Genomic DNA, 17,347 nt, shown 5'->3' on the forward strand with positions numbered 1-17,347 from the left:
TGGTAAAATAGTGTCATGAGTAAAATGTATTATGCAGAAAATCCAGATGCAGCCCATGATGTTCATGAGCTTAGAGTTGAGCTACTTGGGCAAAAGATGACCTTTTTGACAGATGCTGGTGTCTTTAGTAAAAAAATGATTGACTTTGGAAGTCAGTTGTTGTTAAGATGTCTTGATATTGAAAAAGGTGAAAAAATTCTTGATGTTGGTTGTGGCTACGGTCCAATAGGTTTGTCTTTGGTTAAAGCTTATGGTGTTCAGGCAACTATGGTGGATATCAATAATCGCGCCCTGGATTTAGCCCAGCAAAATGCAGTAAAAAACAAGGTTCAAGCGACTATCTTCCAGTCTAATATTTATGAGCAGGTAGAGGGACAATTTGACCATGTCATTTCGAATCCTCCTATTCGCGCTGGCAAGCAAGTAGTCCACGAAATCATCGAGAAAAGTATAGACTTTTTAGTAGATGGTGGAGATTTGACGATCGTCATCCAGAAAAAACAAGGAGCTCCTAGTGCCAAAAGTAAGATGGAAGAAGTTTTTGGCAATTGTGAGGTTGTAAAGAAAGATAAGGGATATTATATCCTTAGAAGTGTGAAAGAATGAGAGCAGTAGATCTAATCCAGAAAAAAAGAGACGGCCAAGAACTAAGCTCCAGTGAGATTCAATGGTTGATTGAAGGTTATGTATCTGGAATCGTCCCTGATTACCAGATGGCAGCTTTTGCTATGGCAGTATATTTTCAGGGAATGACTATCGATGAGATTTCTGACTTGACTATGAACATGGTTAAGACAGGTCAGGAATTTGATTTATCGCCAATTGAAGGCATTAAGGTAGACAAGCACTCTACTGGTGGAGTTGGTGATAAGGTAACTTTAATCCTAGCACCTTTGGTAGCTAGTTTTGGTGTTCCAGTTGCTAAGATGAGTGGTAGAGGTCTGGGTCATACCGGCGGTACTATCGATAAATTAGAATCCATCAAAGGTTTTCAGATTGAACGAAATCAGGATGAATTTATCAAACAAGTTCAAGATATTGGTGTTTCAGTCATTGGCCAGTCCGATCAACTGGTTAAGGCTGATAAGTTGCTTTATGCCCTCCGTGATGTGACGGCAACGGTTGATACTATTCCCTTGATTGCTAGTTCGGTCATGAGTAAAAAGATTGCTGCTGGAGCTGACGCTATCTTACTGGACGTTACTGTTGGTGAAGGCGCCTTCATGAAAACAGTGGACGAGGCCCGTGAATTGGCTCAAACTATGGTAAATCTTGGTAAGGCTGTAGGTCGCAAGACAGTAGCAGTCATTACGGACATGAGTCAACCATTGGGACGTGCCATTGGAAACCGCTTGGAAATCCTAGAAGCACTAGAAATTCTTCAAGGAAAGGGACGTGAAGATATTAGTCATTTTATCTGCGAGTTAGCCCAGATTATGCTATCTTTAGCAAATGTTGAAAAAACAGTCGAGGAAGTAAGGGAACATCTTGAAAATGGTAAGGCACTCCAGAAATTCGAAGAAATGGTTGTAGCTCAGGGTGGAGATTTAGAAGACCTCTATCGTCCAGTAAAAGTTGACCATATAGTTGATATTCCTGCTCAGGAGGATGGTATTATCGCAGAACTTCCAGCCATGGAGTTTGGTCTTTTTGCCATGAGATTGGGTGCTGGTCGTGCAGTGAAAACAGACGCCCTTGACTATGAGACGGGGATTGTTTTTGAGAAGAAAGTTGGAGACTTTGTCAGAAAGGGTGAAATTGTTGCAAAAGTATATACAAATGGCAAAATTTCTCCGGAACTAGTTACAGATTTCCAAAAATATGTTAAAATTAAGATAAGTGATGAAGCGATAAAAACGCGTGAAATCATTGAAATTATCTCCTAATTTAAGGAAAAAACGAAATGAAACTAAATAAATACATTGATCATACGCTTTTAAAGCAAGATGCGACAGAAGAACAAATTAATCGTTTGTTATCTGAAGCCAAAGACTATGATTTTGCCAGTGTTTGTGTCAATCCGTGCTGGGTTGCTCATGCCAAATCTGGTCTTGCAGATACAGATGTGAAGGTTTGTACAGTAGTAGGCTTCCCTCTTGGAGCCACAACATCCACTGTTAAAGCCTTCGAAACCAAAGAAGCTATCCAAAATGGTGCTGATGAGATTGATATGGTTATCAATGTTGGAGCACTCAAGTCTGGGAATGCTGATTTAGTTGAGTCAGATATTCGAGCTGTTGTTGAAGCAAGTGGAGACAAACTGGTTAAGGTTATTATCGAGGCTTGTTTGTTGACTGATGAAGAAAAAGTTCTAGCTTGTCAGCTAGCTCAGAAAGCAGGAGCAGACTTTGTCAAGACTTCTACTGGTTTCTCAACAGGTGGTGCAACCTTACCAGATGTGAAGTTAATGCGTCAGACTGTTGGTCCAGACATGGGAGTCAAAGCAGCAGGAGGAGCTCGTTCTTATGCAGATGCTGTAGCTTTTGTTGAAGCTGGAGCTACTCGTATCGGAACATCTGCTGGTGTAGCAATCTTAAAAGGAGAGTTAGCAGATGGCGACTACTGAGTTGATTGAATTAGCGATTGAAACTAGTAAAAAAGCTTATGTTCCCTATTCACATTTTCCGATTGGCGCTGTTTTGGTAGCCAAGGACGGAAGTATCTATACAGGGGTTAACATTGAAAATGCTAGCTACCCCTTGACCAACTGTGGCGAAAGAACTGCAATCTTTAAGGCGGTTTCTGAAGGACAACGAGACTTTTCAGAATTGATTGTCTATGGTCAAACTGAGAAACCTATTTCTCCATGTGGAGCTTGTCGCCAAGTTATGGTCGAATTTTTTGAACAAGATCTAAAGGTGACTCTAGTTGCCAAAGATAAATCGACGGTCGAGATGACGGTCGGGGAATTACTTCCATACTCATTTACAGACTTACATTAGTCTGCGTCACTCCCTGAGTGACAAGGGTCCTTGTGACCAATCAATCCATACTTGCAACTTCGTTGCGCATCTTATTTAGGAGGTTCAGTAATGAACAAGAAACAATGGCTAGGCCTTGGTCTAGTTGCAGTAGCAGCATTTGGACTTGCTGCATGTGGTAATCGCTCTTCTCGTAACGCAGCATCTTCATCTTCTGATTTGAAGACTAAAGCAGCTATCGTTACAGATACTGGTGGTGTTGATGATAAATCATTCAACCAATCAGCTTGGGAAGGTCTTCAAGCTTGGGGTAAAGAACACAACCTTTCAAAAGACAATGGTTACACTTACTTCCAATCAACAAGTGAAGCTGACTACGCTAACAACTTGAACCAAGCAGCTGGAAGCTACAACTTGATCTTCGGTATTGGTTTTGCACTTAAAAATGCAGTTGCTGATGCTGCCAATGAACATACAGATAAAAACTATGTTTTGATTGACGATGTAATTAAAGATCAAAAGAACGTTGCAAGTGCTACTTTTGCTGATAATGAAGCAGCTTACCTTGCAGGTGTCGCAGCAGCTAAAACTACTAAAACAAAACAAGTTGGTTTTGTAGGTGGTATGGAATCTGAAGTTATCTCACGTTTTGAAGCTGGTTTCAAAGCAGGTGTTGCCTCTGTCGATTCATCAATCAAAGTACAAGTAGACTATGCTGGCTCATTTGGTGATGCTGCTAAAGGTAAAACAATCGCTGCAGCTCAATACGCAGCTGGTGCTGACGTAGTTTACCAAGTAGCTGGTGGTACTGGTGCAGGTGTTTTCTCAGAAGCTAAATCTTTGAATGAAAGCAAAAATGAAAGCGAAAAAGTTTGGGTTCTTGGTGTAGACCGTGACCAAGCAGAAGAAGGTAAATACACTTCTAAAGATGGTAAAGAATCAAACTTCGTACTTGCTTCTACTTTGAAACAAGTTGGAACAACAGTTCAAGACCTTGCAAATAAAGCAGAAAAAGGTGAATTCCCTGGTGGTCAAGTGATCGTTTACTCATTGAAGGATAAAGGGGTTGATCTAGTAACAACTAACCTTTCTGAAGAAGGTAAAAAAGCTGTTGAAGATGCAAAAGCTAAAATCCTAGATGGCAGCATCAAAGTTCCTGAAAAATAATAGATAAAAGTCATTTCTTAGGGGAGCGGCCTGTGGCCGCTTCTTTAAGAATTGAGACAAATTGTTTTGTCTCAATAGAGCTTGCTAAATCTCTTTAGCAGGTTTTATTGAAATAAAATAAAACTCTGAAAGGAAGAGCACATGGCACACGAAAATGTCATTGAGATGCGTGAAATTACCAAAGTTTTCGGTGAATTTGTCGCTAACGACAAGATTAACCTTGAACTTCGTAAAGGTGAAATTCATGCACTTTTAGGAGAAAATGGAGCTGGGAAGTCCACTCTTATGAACATGCTAGCAGGGCTTCTAGAACCAACTAGTGGTGAAATTGTGGTCAACGGTCAAGTTGTAAAATTAGACTCGCCATCAAAAGCAGCTAGCTTAGGAATTGGGATGGTTCACCAGCACTTTATGTTGGTTGAAGCTTTCACAGTTGCTGAAAATATCATTTTGGGAAGCGAATTAACTAAAAATGGTGTCCTAGATATTGCTCAAGCAAGTCGAGAAATTCTTGAATTATCAGAGCGTTATGGACTAGCTGTAGATCCTTCTGCCAAAGTAGCAGATATCTCTGTTGGGGCTCAACAACGTGTTGAAATTTTGAAGACACTTTATCGTGGTGCCGATATTCTTATCTTTGACGAACCGACTGCTGTTTTAACGCCATCAGAAATCGATGAGTTGATGGCAATCATGAAGAACTTGGTCAAAGAAGGTAAATCAATTATCTTGATTACCCACAAGTTGGATGAAATTCGTGCGGTTTCTGACCGCGTTACAGTTATCCGTCGTGGTAAATCAATCGAAACAGTTGAGATTGCTGGTGCAACTAATGCTGACTTGGCAGAAATGATGGTAGGGCGTTCAGTTTCCTTCAAAACTATGAAGCAGGCACCTCAACCAAAAGAAGTTGTACTGTCCATTAAAGACTTGGTTGTTAATGAAAACCGTGGCGTTCCTGCTGTTAAAAATCTCTCACTCGATGTTCGAGCTGGTGAGATTGTCGGAATTGCCGGTATTGATGGGAATGGTCAGTCTGAATTGATTCAAGCTATCACAGGACTTCGTAAGATTGAATCTGGTAGTGTGGAATTGAAAGGCCAGTCCATTGTAGGATTGCATCCACGTCAAATTACCGAACTGAGCGTTGGTCACGTTCCAGAAGACCGTCACCGTGATGGTTTGGTCTTGGAAATGCTGATTTCTGAAAATATCGCTCTTCAAACCTACTATAAAGAACCTCTTAGCAAAAAGGGAATTTTAAATTATACGAATATCATTGACTATGCAAAAAAATTGATGCAAGAGTTTGATGTTCGCGCTGCTAGCGAGATTGTTCCAGCTTCAGCCCTTTCTGGAGGAAATCAACAAAAAGCAATTATCGCTCGTGAGATTGATCGAAATCCGGATCTCCTCATCGTCAGCCAACCAACTCGTGGTTTGGACGTCGGTGCCATTGAGTACATTCACAAACGCTTGATTCAAGAACGTGATAATGGGAAAGCTGTCCTTGTAGTCAGCTTTGAACTAGACGAGATTCTAAATGTCTCAGATAGAATCGCTGTTATTCATGATGGTAAGATTCAAGGGATCGTAACACCAGAAACAACCAACAAGCAAGAACTTGGTGTCTTGATGGCTGGTGGTGAATTGGAAAAAGGAGAAGAGTGATGTCTAAAAAATTACAACAAATTTCGGTTCCCTTGATTTCTGTTATCCTTGGAATCTTGCTTGGAGCCATCGTCATGTGGATTTTTGGCTATGATGCTATTTGGGGTTATGAAGAGTTGTTCTACACAGCCTTTGGTAGTGTTCGTGGAATCGGTGAAATTTTCCGTGCCATGGGACCATTAGTCTTGATTGCTCTAGGATTTGCAGTTGCGAGTCGTGCTGGCTTCTTTAACGTTGGTCTTCCAGGACAAGCACTCGCTGGATGGGTTATGAGTGGCTGGTTTGCTCTTTTGAATCCAGATTTGCCACGTCCATTGTTGATTCTTGTGACAGTAGTCATTGCGCTGGTGGCTGGAGGAATCGTTGGTGCCATTCCTGGTATTTTAAGAGCTTATCTTGGAACATCTGAAGTCATCGTAACCATCATGATGAACTACATTGTTCTTTATGTGGGAAATGCCTTTATCCACCACTTCCCTAAAGAAATCATGCAAAGTACAGACTCATCTATCCGAGTAAGTGCAAATGCAACTTATCAAACACCATGGCTTGCTGAGTTAACAGGAAACTCTCGTATGAATATTGGGATTTTCTTTGCCATCATTGCAGTTGCAGTTATCTGGTTCTTGCTTAAGAAGACAACTCTCGGTTTTGAAATCCGTGCAGTTGGTCTAAATCCAAATGCTTCTGAATACGCTGGTATTTCAGCGAAACGTACCATTATTTTATCAATGATTATTTCTGGTGCCCTTGCAGGACTTGGTGGAGCGGTAGAAGGTCTTGGTACCTTCCAGAACGTTTATGTCCAAGGTTCATCATTGGCAATCGGATTTAATGGTATGGCGGTCAGTCTACTTGCTGCAAACTCACCAATTGGAATTCTTTTTGCAGCCTTCTTGTTCGGAGTGCTTCAAGTTGGAGCCCCTGGTATGAATGCTGCTCAAGTACCATCTGAGCTTGTAAGTATCGTTACAGCCTCAATTATCTTCTTTGTCAGCGTTCACTACATCATCGAACGCTTTGTCAAACCAAGAAAACAACTTAAAGGAGGTAAATAAGGATGTCGATTACAACAATGCTAACCCTTATGGTTTCTTCAATGTTGATTTACTCAGCACCACTTATTTTCACAAGTATCGGAGGCGTTTTCTCTGAACGTGGTGGAGTTGTTAACGTTGGACTTGAAGGAATCATGGTCATGGGTGCCTTCTCTGGAGTTGTTTTTAACCTTGAATTTGCACAAGATTTGGGAGCATTAACTCCTTGGTTGGCTCTTCTAGTTGGTGGATTAGTCGGAGCTATCTTCTCACTGATTCACGCAGTAGCTACAGTTCATTTTCGTGCTGACCATGTTGTCAGTGGTACCGTACTTAACTTGATGGCGCCAGCCTTGGCAGTCTTCTTGGTGAAGGTGCTTTATAACAAGGGACAAACGGATAACTTAACGCAAACTTTTGGACGTTTTGATTTTCCTCTTTTGGCTAATATCCCAGTTATCGGAGATATCTTCTTCAAGTCAACAAGTTTACTTGGTTACCTAGCAATTGCCTTCTCATTCTTAGCATGGTTTATCCTCTTTAAGACTCGCTTTGGACTTCGCCTCCGTTCAGTAGGTGAACATCCACAAGCAGCAGATACTTTGGGGATTAATGTCTACAAGATGAGATATTTAGGGGTTATTATTTCAGGTTTCCTAGGTGGAATTGGCGGAGCAATTTATGCTCAATCCATCTCAGTCAACTTCTCAGTGACAACTATTGTTGGACCTGGATTTATCGCTCTTGCTGCTATGATTTTCGGGAAGTGGAATCCTGTCGGAGCTATGCTTTCAAGTCTCTTCTTCGGATTATCACAGAGTTTGGCAGTTATTGGTTCACAACTTCCTTTCTTACAAGGAGTTCCAACTGTTTACTTGCAGATTGCACCATATCTCTTGACCATCGTCGTCCTAGCAGCCTTCTTTGGAAAAGCTGTTGCGCCGAAGGCGGATGGTATCAACTATATCAAATCTAAATAAACACAAACGAGGCTGGGAAAAATCCCGACCTCGTTTTTTAGTATTTGAAATGAAAATCTGGCGAAAACTTCATTTTTATATCCCATCCTCTTCTCTATTTTTTAGAGTTTTGATGGGTGAGATTTAGTCCCCAAGGAACTAGGTTCTCGGTTTTGTTTTGAATACGATTGATATTATCCTTATGACGTATGATTACAATTCCCGCGAGTGCTATGATAATAAGAGTGAAGAGGAGATCGTAATTACTTAAGATAAAGCCGAAGAGTGGAAAAATTAGAGCTCCCAAAACAGCAGCGAGAGCAGCAGTAACACTAGAGAGAGAAATCATGCTTCCTAGATATAGAGTTCCAAAGAAGACAACTGCTAGATAGAGGCAAAATAGAGGAGCAAATCCGAAAATGACTCCAGCACTAGTTGCGACAGCCTTACCTCCCTTAAATCCTGCAAAAATTGGGAAAGTATGCCCGATTACGGCTAAGAGACCAAAAATTAGAGGAGAGATTCCTTGTACATGGAAGATAAGGGGAAGTAGAGTTGCGATGGTTCCTTTGAAAAAGTCAATCACGAAGGTTGCCATACCCGCTTTCTTACCTAGGATTCGAAAGGTATTGGTCGTTCCAGTATTACCAGAACCATGTTCTCTTAGATTGATCTTAAAGAAGATTTGCCCAATCCACAGTCCTGAAGGGATAGAACCCAATAAATAAGCTAAAATTAATAATACTATTGTCATCATGCTTCTATTATACCATGAAATAGGAGAGAAACGGAAAGGAATCTTTTCTCAAATTGTGACATCTGATACTTTATGTAAGTAGAAAATTTTTATTAGGAACACTATTGTTCGGAAATTAAGGCTAAAGTTTTAAAAATGCATGGAAATTTCAGAAAATCCTTGATTTTGTGTTTATTTATGCTATAATGAGAACAATTATTTTTAGGAGGTGGAACATGTCTTACTTATTTGAGATATTACCAAGTTTATTGAGCGGTGCGACAATGACTTTACAAGTTTTTGCACTGGTCTTGCTTTTTTCAATCCCTTTAGGCATTTTGGTTGCCTTTTGCTTACAGGTCCATTGGAAACCCCTCCATTACATGATTGATGTTTATATCTGGGTGATGCGCGGGACACCCTTGCTCTTGCAACTAATTTTTATTTATTATGTCCTACCAAGTATCGGAATTCGACTCGACCGTGTGCCTGCAGCGATTATTGCCTTCACGCTTAATTATGCAGCCTACTTTGCTGAAATTTTCCGTGGAGGGATTGCAACCATTCCTCAGGGCCAATACGAAGCAGCTAAGGTTTTGAAATTCAATCCTTTCGATACCGTTCGCTATATCATTTTGCCACAGGTAACCAAAATTGTCTTACCAAGTGTATTTAACGAGGTTATGAGTTTGGTTAAGGATACTTCTCTGGTCTATGCGCTCGGTATTTCAGATTTAATCCTAGCTAGTCGTACTGCAGCCAATCGTGATGCTAGTTTGATTCCAATGTTTCTAGCAGGCGCTATCTATCTTCTTATGATTGGTATCGTTACGATTTTAGCTAAGAAACTTGAGAAGAAGTTCAGCTACTATAGATAGGAGGTTATCCATGTTAGAGTTAAGAAATATCAGCAAAAAATTTGGAAAAAAAGAAATTTTATCCAATTTCAGTTTAACAATTCCTGAAAAGCAAATTTTGGCCATCGTTGGACCTTCTGGTGGTGGGAAGACTACCTTGCTTAGAATGTTAGCTGGACTAGAAACCATTGATTCAGGAGAGATTTTTTATAATGGAGAATCCCTACCTTTGGATGAACTTGAAAAGCGTCACTTGTTAGGTTTTGTCTTTCAAGATTTTCAGCTTTTTCCTCACTTATCCGTTATGGAGAACTTGATTTTGTCACCTATCAAGACTATGGGGATGTCTGAAGCAGATGCTAAGAAGAAGGCAATCGACTTACTAACTCGTCTTGGGCTTGAAGCCCATGTGGATGCCTATCCTTATTCCTTGTCTGGTGGTCAAAAGCAACGGGTTGCCTTAGCACGTGCAATGATGATAGATCCAGAAGTGATTGGGTATGACGAACCAACTTCTGCTCTTGATCCAGAGTTGCGTCTCGAAGTTGAAAAACTGATTTTACAAAATCGAGACTTAGGTATGACTCAAATTGTCGTAACCCACGATCTCCAGTTTGCAGAGAATATCGCTGACCAGATTCTCAAAGTAGAGCCTAAGTAGGAGGTGTCTATGAATCGAAAGAAAATCAGCCTTGTTTTGGTATTCTTTCTTGCTTTTTTCCTGGTAGGATGCACGCAAAAAGCTAGCAATCCTAAAGTAGATAATTGGGAAAAATACCAACAACAGGGAACAATTACTATCGGATTTGACAATACTTTTGTTCCTATGGGATTTGAAGAAAAGAATGGGCAATATGTTGGATTTGATATTGATTTAGCCCAAGCTGTTTCTAAGAAACTTGGCTTTAAGGTCCAGTTTCAACCCATTGATTGGGATATGAAGGAAACAGAACTTCAAAACGGCACTATTGATGCAATTTGGAACGGCTATTCCGCAACAGATGAACGCCGTGAGAAGGTAGCCTTTACTATTCCTTATATGGAGAATCAGCAGGTTCTAGTCTCAAAAAAATCGCAAAATATTCAATCAGTGTCTAATATGGCAGGTAAGATTTTGGGAGCCCAAGCAGGTTCTTCTGGTTATCTAGACTTTGAAGCTCAGCCAGAACTCTTGAAAAACATTGTAAAAGACCAAAAGGCTAATCAGTATCAAAGTTTTAATGAAGCCTTGATTGACTTGCAAAATGATCGGATTGATGCTCTTTTAATTGACCGTGTTTACGCTAATTATTATCTTAAAACGGAAGGGATTTTAGACCAGTATGAGATTTTCCCAGCTGGTTTTGAGAGTGAGTCTTTTGCAGTTGGAGTAAGACCAGCAGATAAGACCTTGTTAGCAAATTTGAATCAAGCTTTTGTAGAACTCTATCAAGAAGGTAAATTCCAAGAAATTAGCCAAAAATGGTTTGGTGAAGATATAGCAACAAGCCAAGTTAAAGGAAAAGAAAACTGAGACTCGCGTCTTGGTTTCTTTTTTTAGGGTGGAAATGAGTGCTTTTTTTACTAAAAAGTACTTGTGAATAGGCTTTTTAACTTGAAAATTTTGCAAAATCCCTAGAAAACCTGTAAAATAGTAAAGATGAACAAATAGGAGGTTCCTTGTGTCAAAAAAGGAAATCAATATTAACAATTATAATGATGATGCCATTCAGGTGCTAGAAGGGTTGGATGCGGTTCGGAAACGTCCAGGTATGTATATCGGATCGACTGACGGTGCTGGACTACATCACCTTGTTTGGGAAATTGTCGATAATGCGGTCGATGAAGCCCTGTCTGGTTTTGGCGATCGTATTGATGTAACCATTAATAAAGACGGAAGTTTAACGGTTCAAGACCACGGACGTGGAATGCCGACTGGAATGCACGCTATGGGAATTCCAACGGTTGAGGTTATCTTTACCATCCTTCACGCCGGAGGGAAATTCGGTCAGGGTGGTTATAAGACATCAGGAGGTCTCCACGGGGTTGGATCTTCTGTCGTCAATGCCCTCTCTAGTTGGCTCGAAGTAGAAATTACACGTGATGGGGCTGTTTACAAACAACGCTTTGAAAATGGTGGGAAGCCAGTAACAACTCTTGAAAAGGTTGGAACGGCACCTAAGTCTAAAACAGGTACCAAAGTGACCTTCATGCCGGATGCTAGTATCTTTTCCACGACAGACTTTAAGTACCATACCATTTCAGAGCGTCTCAATGAGTCAGCTTTTCTCTTGAAGAATGTAACCTTGTCATTAACGGATAAGCGAACAGATGAAGCAATTGAATTCCATTATGAGAACGGTGTGCAGGATTTTGTTTCTTACCTCAATGAAGACAAGGAAACCTTGACGCCTGTCCTATACTTTGAAGGGGAAGATAATGGTTTTCAAGTAGAAGTAGCCCTCCAGTATAATGATGGATTTTCAGATAACATCTTGTCCTTTGTTAATAACGTTCGTACCAAAGACGGTGGAACGCATGAGACAGGACTAAAGTCTGCTATTACCAAAGTCATGAATGACTATGCGCGAAAAACTGGCCTTCTCAAAGAAAAAGATAAAAACCTAGAAGGTTCAGATTACCGTGAAGGATTAGCGGCAGTTCTTTCCATCTTGGTTCCTGAAGAACATCTTCAGTTTGAAGGACAGACCAAGGATAAATTGGGAAGTCCCCTTGCTCGTCCCGTTGTAGATGGGATTGTAGCTGATAAGTTGACCTTCTTCCTCATGGAAAATGGGGAGTTGGCTTCTAATCTGATTCGTAAGGCTATCAAGGCGCGTGATGCCCGTGAAGCAGCACGTAAAGCGCGTGATGAGAGCCGTAATGGTAAGAAAAATAAGAAAGACAAGGGCTTGCTTTCAGGTAAATTAACCCCAGCCCAGTCTAAAAATCCTGCTAAGAACGAACTCTATTTGGTCGAGGGGGATTCTGCCGGTGGTTCTGCTAAGCAAGGACGTGACCGCAAGTTCCAGGCTATCTTGCCTCTTCGTGGTAAGGTCATTAATACAGCCAAGGCCAAGATGGCAGATATCCTCAAAAATGAGGAAATCAACACCATGATTTATACCATTGGTGCTGGTGTAGGAGCAGACTTTTCCCTTGAAGATGCTAACTATGATAAGATCATTATCATGACCGATGCGGACACCGATGGTGCCCACATTCAAACCCTTCTCTTAACCTTCTTTTATCGCTACATGCGTCCACTAGTCGAGGCAGGACATGTCTATATCGCCCTTCCGCCTCTTTACAAGATGTCCAAAGGTAAAGGAAAGAAAGAAGAAGTGGCCTACGCTTGGACGGATGGCGAGCTAGAAGAACTTCGCAAGCAGTTCGGTAAAGGTGCTACCCTTCAACGCTACAAGGGTCTTGGTGAAATGAATGCAGACCAGCTCTGGGAAACAACCATGAACCCAGAAACTCGTACCCTCATTCGTGTCACGATTGAAGACTTAGCACGCGCAGAACGTCGTGTCAATGTCCTCATGGGTGATAAGGTTGAACCACGCCGTAAGTGGATCGAAGACAATGTCAAGTTTACGCTGGAGGAGAGTACTGTTTTCTGATGGTTAGAAAAAATTATTTTGAAATCTTAGATGGTATGAATTTTAACCCGAGCACGGAATTTGATAATCTCTGTATTTTGTTATCGAATGGATTGTTAGAGGAACTAAATCATAAATTTCTTAATTATCAAAATCGTAGAACTTTTATAGATTTTGATGAGTTCTTAAAGTTTTGCTTATCTCAAGCGGATAATGAATTAGAAAAAATTTTTATTTTTGCTGAGCTTTTAAATGATATGTTGTCGATTATAAACCCGAGTCATCCCTTTTTAAGGAATGATGTGTATGCTGTTAGAGAAAATATCAACAGAGTTCTAGAATTATCGAATCATGAGTTTCTTACTTTAGGAAGTGGTCGTCAAATCATCGTTGAAAAGAATGTTTATGCCTCAGAAGTTTCTCAGATTGTATCTGAAACGAGTATTCAAGATGCGATAAAGGTTTTAGAATATAATCATTTTGCAAATAAAGGAAATGTTCAGCGTAAGAAAGAAATACTTATTTCTTTAGCGAACTACCTTGAGCCATTAAGAAAAGAACTGAATAATTCTGAGGAATTAAAGGAGGTGTTCAAGGTTAATAATCAAAAGATTATTGCGTTTGAAAAGCTTTTTGAAATGTATAATAATTTTGGGCTAAGACATAACAATGCTAAACAATATCATCTTGATATGACTAATGAGAAACTAGAACAATGGTACGATAATATCTACACTTCATCCTTGTTTGTTATTCTGGGCTTGGATGAAGCTAGAATTTTGTCGAAATTAAAAACTTTGAGAGAAGGATAGCTAAATCTTTTATAATTGATTAACTATTTTAACTTGAGAAATAGTATGCTAATATACAGGATTATCAAATGAAAAACAGGTATCCCCATGAGAACTGAACCCCAAATGCTTGATTTAATTTTTCAAACCGCAAAAGTGCTCCAAGTCAACGCTGTCGCCATGTCTGGTTCACGGACAAATCCAAAAGCACCAAAAGATGAGTTTCAGGATTACGACGTGATCTATGTCGTGGACGACTTAGATAATCTGACGAGTGACCTTTCTTGGTTAGACCAGTTTGGCACTCGTATCATTGAGCAGCATAATGTCCTAGGCAACCGTCGCCTCTATCTCATGCTCTTTGAAGATGGCAATCGGATTGATTTGACCCTCTGTCCTACGGAGTACATTCAAGAGTGGGTGGATAGTGAAGCTGATTATACAGTTTTGAAAGATGAGAAAGGCTTGTTTGTGCCCTATTCTCCAAATCCTCAACGTTACTGGACAAGCTCAGCTAGTGCGATAGAGTTTGACAAAGCCTGCAATGAATTTTGGTGGGTGTCAGCTTACGTGGTCAAGGGAATCTGTCGCAAGCAAGTCTTCTATGCGACTGACCATTTCTACGGTATTTGTCAACAAGAACTCCTAAAGATCTCGGCTTGGCAGGTAGCAAGTGATAGGGGGGCTGTCGACATCGGCAAGAACTACAAGTATCTCTTTAACTATTTGTCTGCTGAGAAGGAGAAGGAATTCTCTGCTCTTCTTGATTTCTCAAGTTTAGACAAAATCACTCAGTCTTTATTAGCAACCATGGAATTTTTCCACCAAGAAGCTCAATATCTTGCTAACAAGATGGGCTTTGAATACGATAGGGAAGTAGCTGAGAAGATGGTTAAGTATGCTGAGGAAAAGCTTCCTGATTACTAAGAAAATAAAGAACTCTATTTAACAATTTAAACTACAGAAAGGATAGTTTAGTTATATAAAGTAACTGAACACGGGACTAATTTCTTATGAAAAAAGATAAATCGTCTTGGGTTCATCGAACCCTGCATCGATTTCCTATTTTTCTACAGAAATTTTCGACAGGCCGAATCGTCCCTTTGTATCTTATATGAGTAATATCCAAAATATGTCCTTGGAGGACATCATGGGAGAGCGCTTTGGTCGCTACTCCAAATACATCATTCAAGACCGGGCTTTGCCAGACATTCGGGATGGATTGAAGCCGGTTCAACGCCGTATTCTTTATTCGATGAATAAGGATGGCAATACTTTTGATAAGAGCTACCGTAAGTCTGCTAAGTCTGTTGGTAACATCATGGGGAATTTCCATCCACACGGGGATTCTTCTATCTATGATGCTATGGTTCGTATGTCTCAGGACTGGAAAAATCGTGAGATTCTAGTTGAAATGCATGGGAATAACGGTTCTATGGACGGAGATCCGCCTGCGGCTATGCGTTATACTGAAGCACGTTTGTCAGAGATTGCAGGCTATCTCCTTCAGGATATCGAGAAAAAGACAGTTCCTTTTGCTTGGAACTTTGACGATACGGAGAAAGAACCAACTGTCTTACCAGCAGCCTTTCCAAACCTCTTAGTCAATGGTTCGACTGGGATTTCGGCTGGATATGCCACAGATATTCCACCGCATAATTTGGCTGAAGTTATCGATGCGACAGTCTACATGATTGATCACCCAACTGCCAAGGTTGATAAGTTGATGGAATTCTTGCCTGGACCAGATTTCCCGACAGGAGCTATCATCCAAGGCCGAGACGAAATCAAAAAGGCCTATGAAACTGGTAAAGGGCGCGTGGTTGTTCGTTCCAAGACTGAAATTGAGAAGCTAAAAGGTGGTAAGGAACAAATCGTTATCACTGAGATTCCTTATGAGATTAATAAGGCTAACTTGGTCAAGAAAATTGATGAAGTTCGTGTCAATAACAAGGTAGCAGGTATCGCTGAGGTTCGTGATGAGTCCGACCGTGACGGTCTTCGCATTGCTATCGAACTCAAGAAAGATGCGAACACTGAGCTTGTTCTTAACTATCTTTTCAAGTATACTGACTTGCAAATCAATTACAACTTCAACATGGTTGCGATTGATAATTTTACGCCTCGTCAGGTTGGAATTGTGCCAATCTTGTCTAGCTATATTGCTCACCGTCGTGAAGTGATCTTGGCGCGTTCTCGCTTTGACAAGGAAAAGGCTGAAAAACGTCTCCATATCGTGGAAGGTTTGATTCGCGTCATCTCTATCTTGGACGAAGTCATTGCCCTTATCCGTGCTTCTGAGAACAAGGCTGATGCCAAGGAAAACCTCAAGGTCAGCTATGATTTTACAGAAGAACAGGCTGAGGCCATTGTTACCTTGCAATTGTATCGTTTGACCAATACAGACGTGGTTGTCTTGCAAGAAGAAGAAGCTGAACTACGTGAAAAGATTGCTATGCTGGCGGCTATCATCGGTGACGAACGAACCATGTACAATCTCATGAAGAAAGAACTCCGTGAAGTCAAGAAGAAATTTGCGACTCCACGTTTGAGTACTTTAGAAGATACAGCTAAAGTCATTGAGATTGATACAGCTAGTCTTATCGCTGAAGAAGATACTTACGTCAGCGTGACTAAGGCTGGCTATATCAAGCGTACTAGCCCTCGTTCTTTCTCAGCTTCAACGTTAGAGGAAATTGGTAAACGGGATGACGATCGATTACTCTTTGTTCAATCTGTCAAAACTACTCAGCACCTCTTAATCTTTACAACGCTTGGAAATGTCATTTACAGACCAGTCCATGAGTTAGCAGATATACGTTGGAAGGATATCGGAGAGCATTTGAGCCAGTCTATTACAAACTTTGAAACCAATGAAGAAGTGATCTATGTAGAAGTTGTGGATCAGTTTGATGATGCGACGACCTACTTTGCAGCGACTCGCCTTGGTCAAATCAAACGTGTTGAACGCAAAGAATTCTCTCCATGGAGAACCTATCGCTCTAAGTCTGTCAAATATGCTAAGTTGAAAGATGATACTGACCAGATTGTAGCAGTAGCTCCGATTAAATTGGATGATGTTCTGTTGATTAGTCGAAACGGTTATGCCCTCCGCTTTAACATAGAAGAGGTTCCAGTCATCGGTGCCAAAGCTGCAGGTGTCAGAGCCATGAATCTCAAAGCAGATGATGTGATACAAGCAGCCTTTATCTGCAACACCTCATCCTTCTATCTTTTGACGCATCGTGGCAGTCTTAAGCGTGTTTCGATCGAGGAAATTCCAGCAACCAGCCGTGCCAATCGCGGTCTTCAAGTTCTTAGAGAATTGAAGAGTAAACCACATCGCGTCTTTTCGGCTGGAGCGGTCTCAGAACAAGGATTTGTTGGAGATCTCTTTAGTACAGAAGTAGAAGACGGAGAACAAACTCTAGTTGTTCAGTCAAATAAGGGAACCATTTACGAATCAATCCTCCAAGATTTGAATCTATCGGAGCGCACTAGCAATGGAAGCTTCATTTCAGATAGCATTTCTGATGAAGAAGTTTTTGATACTTATCTTCAGGAAGCTTATACAGAACTTGAATCTAAGAAATGATAAAAAACAATGAAAAGCTTTTCATTAAG

The 17,347-nt window shown here is 40.7% G+C and carries 16 protein-coding genes; 15 read left to right on the forward strand and 1 reads right to left on the reverse strand.

Annotated elements, in window-relative coordinates; genetic code table 11:
* Positions 1-15: 15 nt before the first annotated feature.
* The 8 genes from RRU92_RS05880 (at position 16) to RRU92_RS05915 (ending at position 7,776) form a co-directional block, all read left to right on the forward strand.
* A complete protein-coding gene (locus RRU92_RS05880; protein WP_315638922.1) occupies positions 16-606 on the forward strand; it encodes a class I SAM-dependent methyltransferase in 591 nt (196 codons plus the stop codon).
* Positions 603-1,886, forward strand: a complete 1,284-nt coding sequence (locus RRU92_RS05885) for a pyrimidine-nucleoside phosphorylase (protein WP_315638923.1) — start codon at positions 603-605, stop codon at positions 1,884-1,886. The genes RRU92_RS05880 and RRU92_RS05885 overlap by 4 nt, the downstream gene beginning before the upstream one ends.
* A gap of 17 nt (positions 1,887-1,903) precedes the next feature.
* The gene (gene deoC / locus RRU92_RS05890) at positions 1,904-2,566 is read left to right on the forward strand and encodes a deoxyribose-phosphate aldolase (RefSeq protein WP_315638924.1); all 663 of its coding nucleotides are present in this window, start codon (positions 1,904-1,906) and stop codon (positions 2,564-2,566) included.
* Positions 2,553-2,942 (forward strand): cytidine deaminase, encoded by a 390-nt coding sequence (locus RRU92_RS05895; protein WP_315638925.1) that lies wholly within the window; start codon positions 2,553-2,555, stop codon positions 2,940-2,942. The genes deoC and RRU92_RS05895 overlap by 14 nt, the downstream gene beginning before the upstream one ends.
* Before the next feature lie 90 nt (positions 2,943-3,032).
* Positions 3,033-4,088 (forward strand): BMP family protein, encoded by a 1,056-nt coding sequence (locus RRU92_RS05900; protein WP_315638926.1) that lies wholly within the window; start codon positions 3,033-3,035, stop codon positions 4,086-4,088.
* A 141-nt stretch (positions 4,089-4,229) separates the two neighbouring features.
* The gene (locus RRU92_RS05905; protein ID WP_315638927.1) at positions 4,230-5,759 is read left to right on the forward strand and encodes an ABC transporter ATP-binding protein; all 1,530 of its coding nucleotides are present in this window, start codon (positions 4,230-4,232) and stop codon (positions 5,757-5,759) included.
* Complete coding sequence (locus RRU92_RS05910; protein WP_315638928.1) at positions 5,759-6,817, forward strand: ABC transporter permease; 1,059 nt, start codon at positions 5,759-5,761, stop codon at positions 6,815-6,817. Before RRU92_RS05905 ends, RRU92_RS05910 begins: the two co-directional genes overlap by 1 nt.
* 2 nt (positions 6,818-6,819) lie before the next feature.
* Positions 6,820-7,776 carry an ABC transporter permease gene (locus RRU92_RS05915; RefSeq protein WP_315638929.1) on the forward strand — a complete coding sequence of 319 codons (957 nt, stop codon included), beginning with the start codon at positions 6,820-6,822 and terminating at the stop codon, positions 7,774-7,776.
* A gap of 94 nt (positions 7,777-7,870) precedes the next feature.
* On the opposite strand, the gene plsY is transcribed toward RRU92_RS05915, so the two are convergent.
* Positions 7,871-8,512: a glycerol-3-phosphate 1-O-acyltransferase PlsY gene (gene plsY, locus RRU92_RS05920; protein WP_315638930.1), complete on the reverse strand. Its 642-nt coding sequence runs from the start codon at positions 8,510-8,512 to the stop codon at positions 7,871-7,873.
* A 215-nt stretch (positions 8,513-8,727) separates the two neighbouring features.
* Between plsY and RRU92_RS05925 the strand changes: the two genes are divergently transcribed.
* The 7 genes from RRU92_RS05925 to parC all read left to right on the forward strand — a co-directional run bounded on the left by RRU92_RS05925 (position 8,728) and on the right by parC (position 17,318).
* On the forward strand, positions 8,728-9,369 hold the full coding sequence (locus RRU92_RS05925) for an amino acid ABC transporter permease (RefSeq protein WP_315638931.1): 642 nt from the start codon (positions 8,728-8,730) through the stop codon (positions 9,367-9,369).
* A gap of 10 nt (positions 9,370-9,379) precedes the next feature.
* Positions 9,380-10,009: an amino acid ABC transporter ATP-binding protein gene (locus tag RRU92_RS05930; protein ID WP_315638932.1), complete on the forward strand. Its 630-nt coding sequence runs from the start codon at positions 9,380-9,382 to the stop codon at positions 10,007-10,009.
* Between the two features lie 9 nt (positions 10,010-10,018).
* On the forward strand, positions 10,019-10,861 hold the full coding sequence (locus RRU92_RS05935; protein ID WP_315638933.1) for an amino acid ABC transporter substrate-binding protein: 843 nt from the start codon (positions 10,019-10,021) through the stop codon (positions 10,859-10,861).
* A 148-nt stretch (positions 10,862-11,009) separates the two neighbouring features.
* Positions 11,010-12,953, forward strand: a complete 1,944-nt coding sequence (gene parE, locus RRU92_RS05940) for a DNA topoisomerase IV subunit B (protein WP_315638934.1) — start codon at positions 11,010-11,012, stop codon at positions 12,951-12,953.
* Positions 12,953-13,744: a hypothetical protein gene (locus tag RRU92_RS05945; protein ID WP_315638935.1), complete on the forward strand. Its 792-nt coding sequence runs from the start codon at positions 12,953-12,955 to the stop codon at positions 13,742-13,744. The genes parE and RRU92_RS05945 overlap by 1 nt, the downstream gene beginning before the upstream one ends.
* 87 nt (positions 13,745-13,831) lie before the next feature.
* Complete coding sequence (locus RRU92_RS05950) at positions 13,832-14,650, forward strand: aminoglycoside 6-adenylyltransferase (RefSeq protein WP_315638937.1); 819 nt, start codon at positions 13,832-13,834, stop codon at positions 14,648-14,650.
* Between the two features lie 187 nt (positions 14,651-14,837).
* The gene (gene parC, locus RRU92_RS05955) at positions 14,838-17,318 is read left to right on the forward strand and encodes a DNA topoisomerase IV subunit A (RefSeq protein ID WP_315638939.1); all 2,481 of its coding nucleotides are present in this window, start codon (positions 14,838-14,840) and stop codon (positions 17,316-17,318) included.
* Positions 17,319-17,347 lie beyond the last annotated feature (29 nt).

Origin of the sequence: Streptococcus sp. DTU_2020_1001019_1_SI_AUS_MUR_006 (assembly GCF_032340315.1) — a bacterium.
Taxonomy (GTDB): domain Bacteria; phylum Bacillota; class Bacilli; order Lactobacillales; family Streptococcaceae; genus Streptococcus.

Bases quoted from the DNA above. Each gene is read 5' to 3' on its own strand.
- RRU92_RS05910 (WP_315638928.1), top strand. From the start codon at position 5,759: ATGTCTAAAAAATTACAACAAATTTCGGTTCCCTTGATTTCTGTTATC.
- RRU92_RS05935 (WP_315638933.1), top strand. From the start codon at position 10,019: ATGAATCGAAAGAAAATCAGCCTTGTTTTGGTATTCTTTCTTGCTTTT.
- RRU92_RS05900 (WP_315638926.1), top strand. From the start codon at position 3,033: ATGAACAAGAAACAATGGCTAGGCCTTGGTCTAGTTGCAGTAGCAGCA.
- RRU92_RS05925 (WP_315638931.1), top strand. From the start codon at position 8,728: ATGTCTTACTTATTTGAGATATTACCAAGTTTATTGAGCGGTGCGACA.
- deoC (WP_315638924.1), top strand. From the start codon at position 1,904: ATGAAACTAAATAAATACATTGATCATACGCTTTTAAAGCAAGATGCG.
- RRU92_RS05885 (WP_315638923.1), top strand. From the start codon at position 603: ATGAGAGCAGTAGATCTAATCCAGAAAAAAAGAGACGGCCAAGAACTA.
- plsY (WP_315638930.1), bottom strand. From the start codon at position 8,512: ATGATGACAATAGTATTATTAATTTTAGCTTATTTATTGGGTTCTATC.
- RRU92_RS05905 (WP_315638927.1), top strand. From the start codon at position 4,230: ATGGCACACGAAAATGTCATTGAGATGCGTGAAATTACCAAAGTTTTC.
- RRU92_RS05930 (WP_315638932.1), top strand. From the start codon at position 9,380: ATGTTAGAGTTAAGAAATATCAGCAAAAAATTTGGAAAAAAAGAAATT.
- RRU92_RS05945 (WP_315638935.1), top strand. From the start codon at position 12,953: ATGGTTAGAAAAAATTATTTTGAAATCTTAGATGGTATGAATTTTAAC.
- RRU92_RS05950 (WP_315638937.1), top strand. From the start codon at position 13,832: ATGAGAACTGAACCCCAAATGCTTGATTTAATTTTTCAAACCGCAAAA.
- parC (WP_315638939.1), top strand. From the start codon at position 14,838: ATGAGTAATATCCAAAATATGTCCTTGGAGGACATCATGGGAGAGCGC.
- RRU92_RS05880 (WP_315638922.1), top strand. From the start codon at position 16: ATGAGTAAAATGTATTATGCAGAAAATCCAGATGCAGCCCATGATGTT.
- RRU92_RS05895 (WP_315638925.1), top strand. From the start codon at position 2,553: ATGGCGACTACTGAGTTGATTGAATTAGCGATTGAAACTAGTAAAAAA.
- RRU92_RS05915 (WP_315638929.1), top strand. From the start codon at position 6,820: ATGTCGATTACAACAATGCTAACCCTTATGGTTTCTTCAATGTTGATT.